At 45.5% G+C, this 18,079-nt stretch carries 15 protein-coding genes; all 15 read right to left on the bottom strand.

Going from position 1 to position 18,079, the window contains the following annotated elements:
- Positions 1-15: 15 nt before the first annotated feature.
- Entirely contained in the window at positions 16-3,894 is a 3,879-nt protein-coding gene (locus tag KIO97_RS00820) for a YhdP family protein (RefSeq protein WP_285380527.1), read from the bottom strand.
- A gap of 11 nt (positions 3,895-3,905) precedes the next feature.
- Positions 3,906-5,375, bottom strand: coding sequence for a ribonuclease G (gene rng / locus KIO97_RS00815; protein WP_005432792.1), 1,470 nt, complete (start codon positions 5,373-5,375; stop codon positions 3,906-3,908).
- 18 nt (positions 5,376-5,393) lie between these two features.
- Positions 5,394-5,963: a Maf family protein gene (locus KIO97_RS00810; protein WP_285380525.1), complete on the bottom strand. Its 570-nt coding sequence runs from the start codon at positions 5,961-5,963 to the stop codon at positions 5,394-5,396.
- A 4-nt stretch (positions 5,964-5,967) separates the two neighbouring features.
- Positions 5,968-6,456, bottom strand: coding sequence for a rod shape-determining protein MreD (gene mreD / locus KIO97_RS00805; RefSeq protein ID WP_005432825.1), 489 nt, complete (start codon positions 6,454-6,456; stop codon positions 5,968-5,970).
- The gene (mreC, locus tag KIO97_RS00800; protein WP_005432808.1) at positions 6,446-7,336 is read right to left on the bottom strand and encodes a rod shape-determining protein MreC; all 891 of its coding nucleotides are present in this window, start codon (positions 7,334-7,336) and stop codon (positions 6,446-6,448) included. Before mreC ends, mreD begins: the two co-directional genes overlap by 11 nt.
- 147 nt (positions 7,337-7,483) lie before the next feature.
- A complete protein-coding gene (locus tag KIO97_RS00795; protein WP_005381144.1) occupies positions 7,484-8,527 on the bottom strand; it encodes a rod shape-determining protein in 1,044 nt (347 codons plus the stop codon).
- 152 nt (positions 8,528-8,679) lie between these two features.
- Positions 8,680-13,017: a DUF6701 domain-containing protein gene (locus KIO97_RS00790; protein ID WP_285380523.1), complete on the bottom strand. Its 4,338-nt coding sequence runs from the start codon at positions 13,015-13,017 to the stop codon at positions 8,680-8,682.
- 8 nt (positions 13,018-13,025) lie between these two features.
- Positions 13,026-13,460, bottom strand: a complete 435-nt coding sequence (locus KIO97_RS00785; RefSeq protein ID WP_042605769.1) for a hypothetical protein — start codon at positions 13,458-13,460, stop codon at positions 13,026-13,028.
- Positions 13,450-14,163: a PilW family protein gene (locus tag KIO97_RS00780; RefSeq protein WP_285380520.1), complete on the bottom strand. Its 714-nt coding sequence runs from the start codon at positions 14,161-14,163 to the stop codon at positions 13,450-13,452. Before KIO97_RS00780 ends, KIO97_RS00785 begins: the two co-directional genes overlap by 11 nt.
- A complete protein-coding gene (locus KIO97_RS00775; protein ID WP_285380518.1) occupies positions 14,163-14,732 on the bottom strand; it encodes a type II secretion system protein in 570 nt (189 codons plus the stop codon). Before KIO97_RS00775 ends, KIO97_RS00780 begins: the two co-directional genes overlap by 1 nt.
- A complete protein-coding gene (locus tag KIO97_RS00770; RefSeq protein ID WP_285380517.1) occupies positions 14,729-15,214 on the bottom strand; it encodes a type II secretion system protein in 486 nt (161 codons plus the stop codon). Before KIO97_RS00770 ends, KIO97_RS00775 begins: the two co-directional genes overlap by 4 nt.
- A 119-nt stretch (positions 15,215-15,333) precedes the next feature.
- A complete protein-coding gene (locus tag KIO97_RS00765; RefSeq protein ID WP_285380515.1) occupies positions 15,334-15,564 on the bottom strand; it encodes an MSHA biogenesis protein MshA in 231 nt (76 codons plus the stop codon).
- Between the two features lie 64 nt (positions 15,565-15,628).
- Positions 15,629-16,099, bottom strand: a complete 471-nt coding sequence (locus tag KIO97_RS00760) for a type II secretion system protein (protein ID WP_282248605.1) — start codon at positions 16,097-16,099, stop codon at positions 15,629-15,631.
- 289 nt (positions 16,100-16,388) lie between these two features.
- Positions 16,389-16,850: an MSHA biogenesis protein MshF gene (locus KIO97_RS00755; RefSeq protein WP_122020068.1), complete on the bottom strand. Its 462-nt coding sequence runs from the start codon at positions 16,848-16,850 to the stop codon at positions 16,389-16,391.
- 4 nt (positions 16,851-16,854) lie between these two features.
- Positions 16,855-18,078 (bottom strand): type II secretion system F family protein, encoded by a 1,224-nt coding sequence (locus KIO97_RS00750; RefSeq protein WP_045382724.1) that lies wholly within the window; start codon positions 18,076-18,078, stop codon positions 16,855-16,857.
- Between the last annotated feature and the right edge of the window lies 1 nt (position 18,079).

The following is an 18,079-nucleotide window of genomic DNA, read 5'->3' as shown; positions in this document are numbered from 1 at the left end:
AGGTCAACTGCGCAATTACTTCGCTTGCTCACGCAGTTTTTCTGGCAACTTGTATTCGCCCTTGCTTCGCGAAACCTCTTTTACATTCGGTGAATCAAGCGGACCTTTCACTTCGTAATTTACTTGTGTGAAAACTTCCACCACAGGAGAGATAACCGTCGAAATCGCCAGTACATACAATGCCGTTTGAGGCGCTACCGCAAAGGCAGTCAGCATTGGGATACCTGAAGTAATGTCTGGGGTGAAGTTCACTTCCGCATCCACCAAACGGGTATTCATATCAGCAATACCGCGGATTTTCATCTCACCCGCAAGGGCATCCATCTCGATATCGTTAGTGATAAACACACCATCTTGGATTTTGCCTGTCCCCGTAATCGAGTTAAAGGCCATGCCCTTGTCGAATACGTCGGTAAAGTCGAGCTGCATCTTACGAATGATAGAGTCAAGGCTGAATAGGCCAAGCAATCGAGCGGCGCCGCTGACTTCAGTGATCACGCCTTTTCCGAACTCGGTAGACACGTCACCTTGTAAACTTTGCGTCTTCATCGACCAAGGTGCACCATCCCAATCCAACTTGGCATTGATTTCAAACGGCGCTTGCTGAATGCCTGAGGTAATACCAAAACGCTCCATCAAATCACTGTTGTTCTCACCTTTCACCTTCATGGTCAGGTTTGAATGACTGCGTTCTTTCGTCAGTTCCCACCATCCGCTCATATCCACACGGTTTTGGCCACTGCTAAAGTTTACATTCTTCCATTCAAGGCGGTTGTTGGCGCGTGCCACATCCACATTCACTTTGCCGACTTTATAGCCCTGCAACCAAAAGTCATCGATGCTCAAGGTTAAGTTTGGCATCTCTGCATGGAACTTGCGGTCAAAGTTTGAGATAAGCGGTGCCGCTTGATCTTCGCTGGCAAACAAGGAACCTCGCTCTTTGGTCATCTCATCGAAGCCCGGAATGTACAAATGTAGATGATCCAGTGAAACAGAGAGCTCAGACGGCTTGAGGTAGTTCGCTTTACCTTTTACTTCCTGACTATCTACATCAAGCTGCCAGCTTAAGTTGTTCTTACGCGCATTTAAATCCACGTCATGGAACTCAATCCCACCAAGTTCTAAGTTTTGTACGTCCATACTCACGCGCGTAGGTACAGGAATCGTCGGCGTTTTCATACTCGACAGTACTGACTGCGTCGTGCTTTGAGGAACGTGCATTAAGTCTGACCACTTATCAAGACTCAAATCATCTAGACGAATCGAGGCATCGTGCCCGACGACTGGGCTGATCTTGAAGCCACCATTGCCAACCACAAGATTAGTCGCCGTTAACTGAGGTACGTCGCCAGAAATATCGATTTCAGTCTGGTACTTCGCATTCGGAATTTGTAATCGCGCAGAAATGCTTTCTTGGTTACCAGAAGCTTGCAGCTTCGCTTGTCCTTTCTCACCACGTTTTTTCGCCAGCGGATAAGGATATTCACTGGTTAACTGGCTAAGTTGAGCAAGCACATCCACTTGGTAGGTAAAGCCAACATCGTTGAGTTGTAGGTCGATATCCATTTGCCAAGGAACATGACCAGACACCAGGCTCAACCAACGCTCACCAAGGTAAGGTTTAAGCGGGTTTACCTCCCAATCACCAAGGGTATTAATGGTTACGTTATAGCCTTGTTCCGCGTTCTCACCGCGGAAGTCCAGTGAGATTGGCTGCTTCAATAGTTCAGCAGAGAGACCCGAAGTGGTCACAACGTCATTGTCGAACTTGATACGACCGGTTGCGTTTTCTAACGTCATCGGCGGCGCATCTATGTCTACGCGGTTATTCTTAAGATCCGCATAGCCCCACGCGCGAGCGTCTTTCTCGGTATCAAATGGGATATTGAGTTGGAACTCAGAATAGACCGGGCCACTGACTTGCAGCGCGGTCAATGCAGCTCCCACAGAGTCAACCAGTGGCGTCGCCATCATGTAGTCACGAACTTCATTACCCGGTGCGCTTGCTTTGGCTTCAATCTCAATGTGGCCACCTTCTGCAAGCTCAGGAATACGACCTGTGATTCGCTTCGCTTTCACGCCATTTAACGTGGCAGACTTCGAATCCAAATACATGGCGTCATTTTCAAACAATAAATCGAGCTGTAAATCTGTGATGGTTGGCCATGCCGTATCAAAACTGAATTTAGCGTTCTTCAAACCAACCCATGCTTGGAACATACCGTTATGCGCTTTATACGGGAAGTCACCGAGCTCGCCATACCAAAGCAGCTTAGCAGTATTGACCTTACCACCTTGAATCGCAGTAGAGAGGTAGTCTGTCAGATCTTGCCCAAGCGCTAACGTCGGCAGGTAACGCCAAGTTTCACCCGCGTTGTAGAGGTCAGCTTCGGCATAAAACGACAGGAATGGACTTTGTTCTTTCGGAAAGTCGAGACGGAATGCGCCCAGCACTTGTAGATCCGGTGTTGCCGCCGTCACTTTATCGGACCATAAACGCCAGCCTTCTTCGTCCTGCTGCCAGATGATGTCAACTTCACCTTGCTTAATGTTCAACGGCGCTTGGAATACATCTCCATACGGAAAAACATCATCAATAACGGTCACTTTTGCTTTTGCTTGCTCTAAGTTACCCGCCACCTTGCCTTGCACATGACTAAAGCCCGGAAGCAGTTCCCATTGCGTTAAGCCTAGCTCTTCCAGTTCGGCAGAATAACGCAACGTATCTAAGCTGCCATTCATCGACAAGCGGATGTCTTCTACACGCCCTTTTGGCGCAAGCTTGTCGAGTAAATCCGTGGTGGATTCTGACTTCGGTGCTAATTTAATTAACGGGGTTAGTGCTTCAATATCCAATTGAGACAGGTTGAGTAACCAGCCTTCTGGTTGCCAATCAAAAGCAACATCTAGCTCTGGCCATGGTCTGTCATCCGTGCGGATTTGAAGTGAGTGACCATTTACTTTCCACCCCTCTTTATCGGGCAGTAGCTTGAAAATACCAGATTCGATCAGAAGATCATGATGGCCATTCTCATTCCAAACCAGTTCAGAAGGTTGTAAGTCGACGTAAGCATAGCTCGGTTGGCTATGTCTCAATGTCAGCCAAGTATTGAGGCTCACTTTCCCTGACTCAACACCCGATTGTTCTTGCATGTAAGTGGTTAGCCAAGGCGTCACAGACACGTCTTTTACACTTACGTAAAACTCGCCCGACACATCACGCAACGAGCCGTAATCTTTAAAGTTGGCACGCACTAATAAGGAGTTAAGACTTGCATCTGCAATACTTACCGTACCCTCTGCTAGGTGGTGTTTACCTTGGTTACTCCAGCGTAACTGTTCGATATCCAAGCGGCGTGTTTCACCTGAAATCGATTTATACCAAATACGAGAATCAGTGATGGTGAAGTCTTCAAACTGGCGCAGCAATAGAGAGTCGAGTTGATCAATCAGCTTGGTTTCATTTTTGCTGACATTCGCAGGTGGTTCTTTGCCTTCTGATTTCGACAACAGGTCGACAGTACGAATATCTAACGCTAAATCATCGATCGTTAAGTCCGCAACCACGGGCTTAAACTGCAAAAGAGATTGAATAAGATCGAATTCAATATGGATTTCATCCACTGCAAAACGAGCATCTTGGTTGTTCGGCAGATTCGCTTCTAAACCTTGCAGTGCGATAGAGGGATGGCTGTTACGCCAAGAGCCAGCAACGCTGGTGATAGAAAAGTCAAAACCTGTGCCTTGCTTGACCCAGGTTTTGATCTCATCTTGGAAGTGGTTAAGTTGTGGCAATGCTACGCGCAGTGTGGTCACTAAAATGGCCAGAAGCACCAACAGAGTGACCAACGTCCACGCGCAGAAACGCCCGAAACGGTTAAAACCAGAATTCACAAATTTTCCAATTACATCATGACGACGTCAAACTGCTCCTGAATGTACAGGGGTTCAGCTTGAATACGAACTTGCTTACCAATAAATACTTCGAGTTCAGCTAGTGCGTGAGATTCATCACCCAGTAGTGTCTCCGCAACGTACGGTGACGCGTACACAACAAAGTTGTCTGCATCGTAAGCACGGTTAACACGGGTAATTTCACGCAAGATCTCGTAACACACAGTTTCGACAGTCTTCACGCTGCCGCGACCTTCACAAGTAGGACAGCTAGAACATAAGATATGTTCAATACTTTCACGCGTACGCTTACGAGTCATCTCAACTAAGCCTAGCTGAGTAAAGCCGTTAATGTTGGTTTTTACACGGTCTTTTGACAAGGCGGTCTCAAGCGAAGTTAGTACACGCTTACGATGTTCGTCCGATAACATATCGATGAAATCGATAATAATGATACCGCCTAAGTTACGCAGGCGCAGTTGACGGGCAATCGCTTGGGTCGCTTCGACGTTGGTGTTGAAGATGGTTTCTTCAAGGTTACGACGACCAACAAACGCACCGGTATTGATGTCGACCGTTGTCATCGCTTCAGTTTGATCGATGATTAGGTAGCCACCAGATTTAAGCTCGACCTTACGCTCCAAAGAACGTTGGATTTCGTTCTCTGTGTCGTACATGTCGAAGATCGGCTTGTCACCTTCGTATAGCTCAAGCTTGTCTGTTAGCTCAGGCACGTACTCAGAGGTAAACTCTTTTAGGTTCTCATACTCTAGGCGAGAGTCGACCATGATTTTGTCCAATTCAGTGCCAACAAAATCACGTAGAATGCGCTGGGCTAAGCCTAGCTCACCGTACAAGGTCGAGCGAGTTTTGTACTTCGCACGACGCTCCATCACCTTCTGCCATAAACGTTTCAAAAATGCCGCATCTTGAGAAAGCTCTTTCTCATCGGCACCTTCTGCCGCAGTACGAATGATAAAGCCACCGTGCTCATCACAGTAGTGATTGACGACTTTCTTCAGGCGCTCACGTTCACTTTCGCTTTCAATACGCTGAGAAACTCCAACATGGCTCGCTCCCGGCATAAAAACAAGATAACGCGAAGGAAGGGTGATATCAGTCGTCAGGCGAGCGCCCTTGGTACCTAGTGGGTCTTTAACCACCTGTACAACAATATCCTGTCCTTGGCGAACCAACTCAGAAATATCACGTACTTGGAACTGTTGCTTTTCGTTCTCTGCCACACATTCGGTGTGCGGAACGATGTCTGACGCGTGCAAGAATGCCGCTTTATCTAGACCAATATCGACAAACGCCGCTTGCATGCCCGGCAATACTCGGCTCACTTTGCCTTTGTAAATATTGCCAACAATGCCGCGGCGCGATTCACGTTCTATATGAACTTCTTGTAGTACTCCACCTTCAATCATGGCCACACGAGTCTCACTCGGGGTCACGTTAAGCAGCAATTCTGCACTCATGTGCACACCTCAAAACAATTATAAAAATTCTTGAATTAGCTGATCGGTTTCGAACAAAGGTAAGCCTACTACGGCGTGATAACTGCCTTCGATTCGGGTGACGAAACGCCCACCGAGTCCTTGAATACCATAACTTCCAGCTTTGTCGCATGGTTCGCCTGACTGCCAGTATCGTTCTATTTCTTCTTCAGTCAGTGTTTTGAACCACACGTCAGTGATAACGACCACTGAGTGTTGTTGTTCTTTTGATACGACGCTCACCGCCGTCATTACTTGATGCTGACGGCCGGATAAATTACTGAGCATGCGTTTTGAATCTTCGAAACTTTTTGGCTTTTCTAGCACGTGGTTATCGCATACCACTATGGTATCGGAGCCCAATACAACGGAATCAGGCTTAGCCATCGCTAAGCCTGCTTGAGCTTTTTCCAAAGAGAGACGCAACACATAGTCTTTTGCTTGCTCGTGGTCTTGTTTGGCTTCCTCTATATCAGGAAGCACAATATCAAAGTCATAATCTAACTGAGCAAGCAGCTCTTTTCTTCTCGGAGAACCCGATGCGAGTACGAGGGATAAGCCCTTTTTCACAACGCTACCTTACGTGCCATGCGCGACGGACGCGTCGCATTAATAAAAACATCCATGGCCAAAGTATACAGTTTATTGCTGCAGTCCACAGGGATAATGGATTAAATACTACGTCCTGGTTCAAATATTCCCCACAGAATATGAGAAGCTCTAGTAGCACGGTAAAAAAGGCAATCAAAATAGATTGTTGCCATAATGCCATGTTACGGATCACCAAGAAGTTTAATGCCACCAAGTAGATAATGATCGACATCATCATCCCTCGGATCCCGAGCGTCGAGCCAATCAAAATGTCCCACAACAAACCTAAGATCAGAGCGGTACCAACATTGACACGGTGCGGCAATGCCAACACCCAATAACAGGTCACTAGGAACAGCCATGATGGGCGCAACAAATCGAGTACGCCCGGCCATGGAATGGTTTGTAGGACTAGCGCAACGAAAAAGCTGACGCCGATGACCATTCGACTTCTTAATACACTATTGGCCATCGGTTACCTCTTGTTCTGAACCTTCTTCTACATTGGATTGCAATACTTTATGTTGACGGTCTTCATTCGGCCAAATCAACAACAAGTAGCGCAGACGATCAAACTCAACCACTGGCTCCGCTTTGATCGATGCAAACTCTTGGCGAGTATCGTGATCGACATTCGTGACTGTCGCAACTGGGTAGCCTTCTGGGTAAATACCACCAAGACCCGATGTCACCAGCAAATCACCCACTTGGATATCAGTACTGGTTGGGATGTGTTCCAGTTGGATTTCATCCACTTCACCGTTACCGGAAGCGATCACGCGAATATCGTTACGAATTACCTGAACTGGAATCGCGTTTTTCGCATCTGTTAGCAGCAATACGCGTGCATTATGCGCCGCAACAAACGTCACCTGACCAACGATACCTTTCTCGTTGATAACAGGCTGGCCAACGTACACACCATCAATACGGCCTTTATCAATCACCACTTGGTGACGATATGGTGATGTATCAACGGCCATCACTTCTGTCACGACTTTCTTCTCGTCACGGACGAAGGAAGAGCCGAGAAGTTTGCGCAGGCGTTGGTTTTCTTCTTTATATTGGTCGAGCAAGATCAGCTCGCTCTTCAGGCGAAGCACTTCGCGCTTCAAATTGCGATTGCCTTCAATCAATGCCTGACGAGTGTTTAAACGCTCGAACATTCCATCAAACATGCTACGAGGCATATTGGCTGCATACTGAATAGGAGCAACCATACTGTTCAATAGGTATCGGACGTTGGAAAACGTATCTAGACGGTTATCAGCCAGCATTAAGCTCGCCGACACGATGACAGCAAAAAACAGACGCAATTGCAGAGATGGGCCTCTGCCAAAAATCGGTTTCATCTTGTTTTTAACCTGATTGCTACCATGATTATTGAGCCTTACTTGGCAACCTAAGAATACGACATAGTGTGATTCTAGGTATGGAGCAGATTGAAATTACAGAGTGAGGAAATGAAGGTGAAGCCCGAGTAGACTTCACCTAACACTTTATTCTTCAGAGAATAGATCGCCACCGTGCATGTCGATCATTTCTAGTGCCTTACCACCACCACGAGCCACACATGTAAGTGGGTCTTCAGCGATAACCACAGGAATACCTGTTTCTTCCATTAGTAGACGGTCTAGGTCTTTCAGTAGTGCACCACCACCTGTTAGTACCATACCGTTTTCAGAGATATCAGACGCTAGCTCTGGTGGACATTGCTCAAGAGCAACCATCACTGCAGATACGATGCCTGATAGCGGCTCTTGCAGTGCTTCTAGGATTTCGTTTGAGTTCAGGCTAAAGCTACGTGGCACACCTTCTGCAAGGTTACGACCGCGAACTTCGATCTCTTGAACTTCATCACCAGGGTAAGCAGAACCGATTTCGTGTTTGATCTTTTCAGCGGTTGCTTCACCGATCAAGCTGCCGTAGTTACGACGCACGTAGTTGATCACGGCTTCATCAAAGCGGTCACCACCGATACGTACAGAAGAAGAGTAAACCACACCGTTTAGTGAGATAACCGCAACTTCGGTTGTACCACCACCGATATCGACCACCATTGAACCTGTTGGCTCAGATACGCGCAGACCAGCACCGATTGCCGCCGCCATTGGCTCGTCAATTAGGTAAACTTCACGCGCGCCAGCACCTAGTGCTGATTCACGAATCGCACGGCGCTCAACTTGAGTAGAACCACAAGGAACACAAACCAGTACGCGAGGGCTTGGTTTAAGGATGCTGTTATCGTGCACTTGCTTGATGAAGTGCTGAAGCATTTTTTCTGTTACGTAGAAGTCAGCAATAACGCCGTCTTTCATTGGGCGGATTGCTGAGATGTTGCCCGGAGTACGACCAAGCATCTGTTTTGCCGCATGGCCTACAGCAGCAACGCTTTTTGCAGAACCTACACGATCTTGACGAATAGCAACTACAGAAGGTTCATCAAGGACGATGCCCTGTCCTTTTACGTAAATTAGAGTGTTGGCAGTACCTAAATCGATAGATAGGTCGTTAGAAAACATGCCACGAAGTTTTTTAAACATATTCTTCGCTCATCCTGCAAAAATTTAGAAGACAAAAATTGTCCTAAATGTACCAATGCCTCGCTGTCACAGCAAGGCATTGGTACACAAACATGAGCAGAAAGCCTCAATTTCTTGCAGTTTCCTTACTTAACGCAAAAAACCGAAGTTTGTTACTGTCCGGTTAACCCCGGTTCACCACGATAAATCACTCGGTCATTACCACGATGAATACCAAACGTGACAACCGATGATGGGTTTTCTTCACCAGCGTTATCTTTATTCCAGTTGTATTTAAGCCATGGTAAACCATTTGCAGAGGCATCAAGATCTAACCAAACGCGCGTCTGCTGACGATATGACTCCGCTTCTTTAGCCGTTACCGTTCGAGAGTAACCTTCAGAAACTTTACCACCAGCTCCTAATGTGACCGCTTTAGGGGCCGCATCAGTACCTGTTGGCCAAATATGCGTTTCAGCAGCAGTGACACCTTTCACATCGGTTTGGCTGTCATGAGGGTTGGTGATAAAGCGGCTACCATTCCAATATTCTACTCGAAGTGGCACATGCAATGTCGAGCCTTGGTTACCACCAACATCATCTAGGTCGATACGACCAAAGCGGATGTCTGGTTGCGGAGCCAAAACTGAATCACTCTCGATTACCGTCACAGGGTCCTTACTAGCACTTGAGCCTGTGATTGAAATTAATGTGTCCTTACCTTGCTCAAACAAGTTGAAAGGCCCATCAGGGTAATGAGATCCACTTCCCTTCGCTACAAGCAAACCATCACTACTTGACCCCGTATAAATACCTACACTTCTAGAATCCACAAGCGACTGACCAGAGTTTTCCTTCCATGTTCCGCTGTAAGTCTTAACAGAAGAGAAACGAGACGTGTAAGAGCCACTCTCATACAAATTGAATTTCGCTAGCAAAGAATCGTCGAAATACGAGTAGTTAGTCAGCGCTCCTTTACTAGTATTTAGAGCCTCCACATAGAACTTACTCACACCAAATGGCTGGTTCATATAAGCAAAACTCTGCCCATTGGGATAATCCCAGTCCGCATTTTCATCTGGGTAAACTTTAAAGTATTTAGGGTAGATTCGACCAATGACGCCTTTCGCGGGCTCAATCACAAACGCTTTACTGCCCAAGTAAGCTTCTGGCGGCGTTACTATAAACTCAAACGCACCGACCTCGGAGACACTTTGCTCAATCGAATCTTTTGCATTTGTTGGCGTATCATGATCATACACATCCTTACCTAAAACCCCGGCTGACAAAGCGCCAGTCGTTGGATAAGTCACTTTATGAGCGACAGATAGCCCTTCTTGCTGATAGTTTTTCGCCAATGCTCCACCAAACTGATGCGCTGTTACGAACATATTGAAAGGTTCACCAGCAGCAACGAAGCCTTTAGTACAAGAACCTGAGCCACATTGTCCACCATCGGTTGACAGCGTTAAATAAGCAGGAAAACTAACAAAACTATTTTGGCCTAATGAGTCCTGCTCATCTTTTATTTTTGCCTTTAGCGCGACTTTTCCTGCTTCTGGGTATCTTAGGTTGAAATACGCCTTGCCCTGACTGTTAAAATAAACGTTATTTACATTAACAGTAGCACCGACCCCAACAGCAACCTCATCACTGAACGAACCATTCTGTTTTATAAATGAAACATACGTTGGTACAGATACCGCGTTATTTGCTGGCTCAATTCTTTCCAATGACAGCTGAACGTCTCGGCTTTCACCTTTCCCACCTTGCTGACTTGAAGAGCTACAAAACTCCAAGTAAGGCGAGTTTTGGCTGCCATACTGTGGCTGGCCTCGCTCACTAAAGAATGGCTTACCCGCCACTTTGTCTGGAATATTCACACCTAGCGCAGCGGAGTTAAATAAAATATTACAGTTCTGCTCCGACAAAGGCCCACCAGCAATACGACACTTCGCTCCGTCAAAGCCAAACTGTGGAACCGAGCTACTTGCAATTCCAAGTTTTGCTGAACCTGATTGGAACGCTTGTAGCTTCAACGAAACAGAGTCAGAGAACGTAACACGATCTCCCCCTTCCCATGCGACAAGAGAATCCGATTGCGGCAATAAGGACACCGTCACAGGGTCAACCGTTGCTCCTGGGTTCGAGCTCAATACTGAAGATGGGTACGTTTTCGAACAAGAAGGATCCATACATGCTCGTAGTGTTACCTCAGACGCCTGACAAATACTGCCAGTACCAGCGTAATCAAATTCGAAGTGGTGAATGCCTTCCGTTATTTTCTGGTATTTATCGGCACAAACTTGGAAGTTATCCATTTCGTGTGTGTTTGTAAGTGCCCCCGTGGAAGCAGTAACTGAAATACGGAAGTTTTCTGGTGTGTAATGGAAGTTTCCTTCAGTTAATACATCAAAATCACTAATTACTGTATGCCATTGACCATTAACTCCAACCTTTCGCTGTACGGATAGAGTAATCACCCCCGAATTACGAGAGTTCAAAATAACCTTGTAACGGTGAGGAGTACTCGAACGATTATCTAACGGTTGGTTAAACTGCTTTCCTTTGATGTACTTGTAACCTTTTAGCCATTTACCGTTGTTGTCTTTAATGCCTGCACCACGCACGCCAACACTGTTTGCAGAGCCATGACTAGCAAGGTTTTCCCCACCTTCTCGGTAAAAGTTACCGTATTCATCGATACCTATACCTAACCATCCACCAGCAAAGCCCTCTACATCATGAGACACCTCACCAGAGTGGTTTTTGTGTAGTTTCATACCATAGCCTAATGGCCCGCCGAAAGCCCCTGTTTGCGGAGGCACATTAGCATCAGAGATAACCAACGCAACGCCATCTGCACCATTATAGCCACCACCATAAGCAAAGTGATCGAACTCAATTTCTAAGTAGTTCTCATCGGACGGAAACAAGTAGTTGTAAGCAGAAGCTGTCGCTTGACGAGCTCTATTATCATTGAGTCGAAAGCGTCCATTAACTACATGTGGCTTAACGCTGCTGCCGTAACCAATAACAGACCAGTTATCAACATTAGATGAACTAAACGTTTCCATTGGAAGTAAATTACATTGCTGAACTGGAGGTTCCACAGGGCACGAATAATCAGGCTTTTGAATCACGACATTTTTCTTCATTGTCAAATGACGCGCTGTTACTGAACCATGCACCGTAATTGGGTTATTGAAATTAACAGTATCGGCTAAGATAAACCCATAGAATTGTTTAGATTTTGTTTGAAAATTCACTGACGCATTTGGCGCATAAATTGTTGCGTAGTAGTTTGTTGTAACATCAATAGGATTAGAGAAAACAACTGAGTTACCACTCACGTTGATTCTGGAATTGTTATAAAAAGAATACTTAGTGTGCCCAACATGCTCCCAACGCTCAAAAGTGACAGTAGAATCTTGAGGAATAACAATTCTCAAATCATCTCTCGGACCCGCTTCAGCTCTGAAGTTACGAACATTGGTGCCGTCGGGGAAAATTACTTTAATTTGATCAAAAGGCGAATTGTTCTGACTTACCCATAACCTATCAAGATTCTTTTCGATTTTAATCTCGATTCCACTCTTGCCATTTAGAGAGTAGCGTGTCGCGCTACACAAGCTAGTATTGTCACACTTATAGCCGATATTATGAGCCTCTAACGACAATGAATGGTCGCCAAAGTCGGTAGGAACACCTGTAGGTTCAGACGCTTTTCTCGCCTCTAGATGCCCATCATTATTACCGACATCACACCCCGTATCACTTCCACAAATAGGGGAACGATACAGTCTATCTCGAGCATCATCTACGTTCGCTTTATCAAAACCCGCCAAGATATACTGAGGCTTATTCGGTTTTTGAGCGTTCGGGGAGTAGTAAAATAGATCTTCTTTATTCGTAACTGTATAAAAGCTCTTGTACTCTTCAGACCACCCGAGCGCACGCGCACTCTTGTTTGGTATGTTAAGCGTATTCTCAGTGTTGCCTTTCATCCCTTGAATTGGCTGAGGAAAGTACTGACATACATTATCTGGCAATTCAGGCTCTATAGGAGCGGGAGTACTACCGCTACAGTCAAGTCCACTTGGGACTCCTTGTTCATAAAGACGTAACTTACCATTTTTCAAGTTAACATGATTTATTGTACTAACTAGTTGCCAGTCACTTTCACCCGCAAACTTACGGTAGTATTTTAATGTCCCTGAGTGTCCGCTTTTTTGGTGCTCAAGGCGGATATTGTAAACCTGATCTTTTAATAGATTTGGTTCATAAAAATAAAAGCGAGCTCCCCAATATCTAGAACCGTTATACCAAAGCACTTCTCTAGGATGTGAACCACTATGCTCGAGGTACACATAGCTATTTGATGCAGGGCCAACCACATTAAAGGTTACAGTAAAGTCTTGATTGCCCCAGACATCACACGTCCCAGCCTGAACAGGAGCGTTCAGCAAGCAAGCAAGTATTGGAATGATAATTGATATTATTTTTTTCATTGTATTATTTACTCCCTAACCCAAATCTCTTGTTGTCGCTGTACTTGTGCAACCCCGGTGCCACAAACTGCTGTGGCTTGCACACGAAATAGAGATTCAGCTTCAGAGGCACCCGCATTAAAGGTACCAATATTTGAACATGTCATCGCTCTAAGCTGACAACCAGTGCCTTCCGTTACATTTGGTGTCGCACCACTTACGGTGTTCGCACAAAAACTAGCTACATCAGGCTCGTCATTATTTAACGGATACAGCTGAGTCAGCGCCCACTCATTGGCAGATTGCGCAATAAACCAAGCTTTAGTGCCTAGAAATTCGCGGGTCAACGTACTCTGATTTGACCAACTCACCTTCATTAGAGATGCAGCTAAATAGCCCATCACAATGATGACGAACAAAACGACGATCAGGACATTGCCTTGCTGAGCATTTTTACGGAACATTGAGCACCTGCACGTCTTGTTGGTAAACACTACGCTCCACGTTTTGAGTGAACTCTAAGTTGATATGCACGATACCGCCACGTTGAAGTGTTGGCTCGAGGTAGTGCATATCACTCGCTGAAGTATCGACACTGTCCGCAACCGTAATGCCATTACGCGTGATTTGATTGTTGTCAAAACAGTAACGTACTTCTGAATTGTTCTGGTAGATGTAATGACGGCTAGAAATGGAAGTACCACCAATCGTACTTGCCGCACCACTGACAACAAAAACATCGCCAGTTTTGGCTAAACCGCCGACCGCTAAACTCTGTGGAGAGGCAGATTGTAAGTCTTCGTAGCGACTTGGGTTAATCACCATCCAACGGTTAGCAGGCATGGGGTTTAGCGTAGAGTCATTGCCGAGTAAAAACTCCAAGTCATTATTCGTCAGAGTATAAAAGCCTGAATACTCAATCGGCACAAATTCCAAACAGTTTGCTGCACCTGTGGGTACATGAAAGCTGTTTGGGACTGCGTGACGAATTTCACGAGACATTTTTTCTAATACAAACTGCGCTTGCGTTTGCATTCGTTGGCGATCAATCGTGTCTGCGTACCCCTTCATGCCTAACTGCACGTACCCCGCAATACCCAGCATGATGAAGCTACCAATTACGATGGTAACGATCATTTCCATTAAGGTAAAACCACGAACTTTCATCAGTAGTTACCTCGTATAGCGGTAAGTGTGAGCGGCTGAGCATTACTAGCAAAAATCGTAATCGTGACTTTTTTATAGTTAGTGACTCCTGTCGGTGGAGTAGCAGTCAGATCGTCATATGCCACGCCAACTTCAACTCGGAAGTTTCGGTACTTGTCTTCACTACTTGTGCCTAAGATGTCTGAGATATTGCCACGACTGGTTCCTTGGCATTGACTAGCCGTCGTTGGTGTACTCCAACAACCGATATAATCATCTACATCGTTGAAGTTTTCAGGAATAGACTCATCAGAGTCAGGACCGAGGTTGCTCGAACAATTTGGCGCTCCGAGCGTACTCTCTCCACAACGTAGTAAACCACCGTCAAAGTCGCTGTTTTGGTCAAAGCCACGCGCTAGTATTTGCGACATAAAGCTTTGTCCAAGCGCAGTTGCTCGGGTTTGATAGTGTGGCATCGCGGAGTCACGAATTTGAGGAACAAGGAAGGAGGTAAACGCAACCATCGCAATGCCCATTAGGACAATAGCAATGATCATTTCAGCTAAGGTCATACCGAGTTGCTTTCTCATGAGCATGAACCCTCAGAGACATAGCCTTGGGAATTAATCAGTACTCGACATTGACTTTGACCATTTACATCGCGGATAAGAATAGACACACCATCGGAAGTAGTACTCAATGGATTCCCTAATAAGTCAAAGCTAATTGGACTTGTTGCTCCAGTTAGGCTAAATGTTGCAGTGGAATCTTCAACCAAGTCACTACGAGCGTCCTTCGCGTTACCACTCAGCGAACAAGCCGCAACTGAGCCGATACAACTAGAGGAGACTTGCAATTGGAAGTTGGTATCCGTGGTTGAGGTATTTGATTGCATGCGATTCACCTGTACTTGGCGAATCACTGAAATAGCCTGTTCTTGAAGCGCAAACGCGGAAACACTGCCCTTGCCCATAAAGCGGCTAGCAGCATAGAGAGAAAGAATGGAAAGGAGGACGATCACTAGGATCAGCTCCATTAATGTAAACCCTAATGTAGAGCTGCGAATTTTCATAACCCAACCTTAGGCTTAGGACAAGCGAAGTAAGTATACGATGAAATTATGAGAATAATGATAGGTTTATAAGTTTTAAATTCGAACTGTGAACTGGTGTACAAATAACCGCCAAAAGGTCATTTTTCTCCTTTTGAGCGTTCCAATTCTTCTTCAATCCGATCGTAAGTTTCTTTGTTGCTTAGCGTCTCAGAAACGTGCTCAGCGGTTTGCTTGGTTTGCTCCCACTTTGCTTCATAAGTTTCTGGTTCAAAGCTGATAAATCTTGGTAATACCACATAACCGATCACACCTAAGACAATCAGCACAACAACAAACTCTATTGCACTAAGACCCGATGATTTACGCATATGTACTATTCCGAGATTAATCAAAATAAAGAGATAAAGGCCAGACTAGCTGGCCTTTGAAATTTTAGAATTCGTTACAAATTGTAGTTGTACCATCAACTACTGTTACAACTGCAGCAGAAGTACCGCTATTTGCGGCATCAACATAGCGAACACACTTGTTTTTGTAACCATCATAACCAAAGAAGATTGTACCAGTTGTTGATGTGCTACCAACTTTCCAATCTTCACTTAGGCCATCGACCACCAAACCTAGAGCTTGTGATGTAGCCGCAGGGTAACCGTATACAAGGTTCAAAGTGTTGTTACCAACACTGATAGAGCCTGGGTTTTTAGACTCAACACCCTCAATTGCCGCTTTACCGTAAGTAATACCAGCAGCACCAGTGATAGCACCTTTCAAACCTTCAAGTGCTGAGTTACGAGCATCATCTTGCAGGTTAAGGAAACGTGGCGCTGCAGTTACCGCTAGAATACCTAGGATTACAATTACCACTACCAATTCGATAAGGGTGAAACCACCTTGTCTTTTCATTGTTTACTCTCTCTATGTAAGCATGCAGAGTGACTGCAAAGTTTATCGGTCATGAGACCATTTTGGATAATGTCAAAACGGTGTGGCATCTCAATAGGAAAACGATGTTCATCTATTGAGCCCTATATCTACCGCTTTAGCAGAATGACGATTCGCCATTATTAAGTTAAAGCCGTGCAAAAAAGATATCCCAAGTTTGGTTTACTTTTCATTACAACCTTTTGCTTATGGTAATGTTTGCATTATACCGACTTTCATTCCCATTTATAGTACTTAAGTGTCAAAAAATTCACTCCGTCGACATTTCGACGTCTATTTTCAGGTAATTAGCGTCTGATATAACAACAACTCTCTGTCCATTTTCATAAGTATAATGACATGTATAACTATTACTTTTAATTGCTCCACGAATTTCTAACAATTCACTCGTCATTATTTTACGTTGTGGGTAATGAACCGCTAGCCAATAGTCACAATCGAGTACACCGCTTGGTTTGAAAGGTGACACCAAGCCCCCGTCCGTCATGTTAAGCTTAAAACCGTCCATAAACAGTTGCTTAGGCTGTCCATGCACAAGCCACGCTTGGCGGTATCTTTGCACACTATCTTGCATCCAAACCTTGGCAAGTTTCGCGCCTGTTTCTTGCGCTTCTTGCTCTATCGGTTTCAACTTTTGTATCAATGCGCCCAGAACAATAACTCCAACGATTCCTGCAAGAATCAACGCTGCTCGGCTTTGATTTTCGACCACGCCGTTAGCCGCCTTTGATGATGTCCAGCATCCCCCACATTGGCAGGAAGATACCGAGTGCCAACACCATAACCATGCCTGCTACAATGACCAAAAGTAACGGTTCTATTCGTGCAGTTAGGGTTTTTAAATCGTAATCCACTTCACGGTCATAGAAGTCTGAGACTTCCAATAGCAACTCATCAATACGACCAGTTTCTTCACCGACCGCAATCATCTGAATAACCAGAGGCGTAAAAATCTTACTGTTGATTGCGGTAACTGAAATGGTACTGCCCGCTTCAATCGCCGCTTTCATTTCTAGAATTCGATTTTCCAAGAACTTATTACCCAGAGCTTCACCAGCCAGAGCCAATGATTGGTTTAGCGGTACACCGGACTTCAGCATCAACGAAAACGTTCGTGCGAACCGCGATAGCTGCGCACGGTTAACTATGTCACCCACAATAGGCAGTCTTAAACGCAGCTTGTCGAACTTTTCTCGACCATCCGCGGTTGCGACCCAAGATCTAAAAATAACAAACGCACCAATGATCGCGGCGATCAGCAAGCCCCAGTAATTCACAAAGAAGTTCGACGTAGCGATCAGGATTCTGGTCGGCAGCGGTAACTCAACACCAAAGCGCGTAAACATGGAAGCGAACTCTGGGATCACTAAAATGTTCAAAATAAACATCGCGATGGTGATAAATACAATCACAAAAGTTGGGTAGCGCATTGCGGCTTTGATGCGCTTGCGGGTCTCTAACTCTTGTTCGTAGTAGTTTGCTAGCTGTAGCAAGGCCTGGTCTAGACGACCCGTGTTTTCACCCACGTTAATCATCGACACGAACAACGGGCTAAACACTTTGGTATGTGGTTGCATCGCGGAAGAAAGGCCGCGGCCGTTACTCAATTCCGCTACAACTTCTTCAAGCGCTTCTTTAAGTTGCTTGTTTTCACAGTTTTGCAGCAGACCACGCATGGAGCGCAGCAATGGCACGCCGGCTTTGGTCAAGCTAAAGAGCTGACGTGAAAACAGAATAATCACTTCAAGCGGAATCGCAGGCACAAGTAACTTGGATAAGCTGACTTTGCTTTTGACCGCTTCTTTTTCTAAACGCAGGTTTAGAGGAATAATCCCCTTATTCATCAATGCTTCCGCTGCCGCTTCGGAATTCACCGCATCGACTTTGCCACTGGTTGATGAGCCGTCTAAGGTGCGGCCTTGATAACGAAAAGTTGGCATT

It is taken from the genome of Vibrio sp. B181a, assembly GCF_030248375.1.
Lineage (GTDB): Bacteria > Pseudomonadota > Gammaproteobacteria > Enterobacterales > Vibrionaceae > Vibrio > Vibrio campbellii.
The sequence above is the reverse complement of the archived record's forward strand: the minus strand, read 5'-3'. Positions and strand labels throughout refer to the sequence as shown.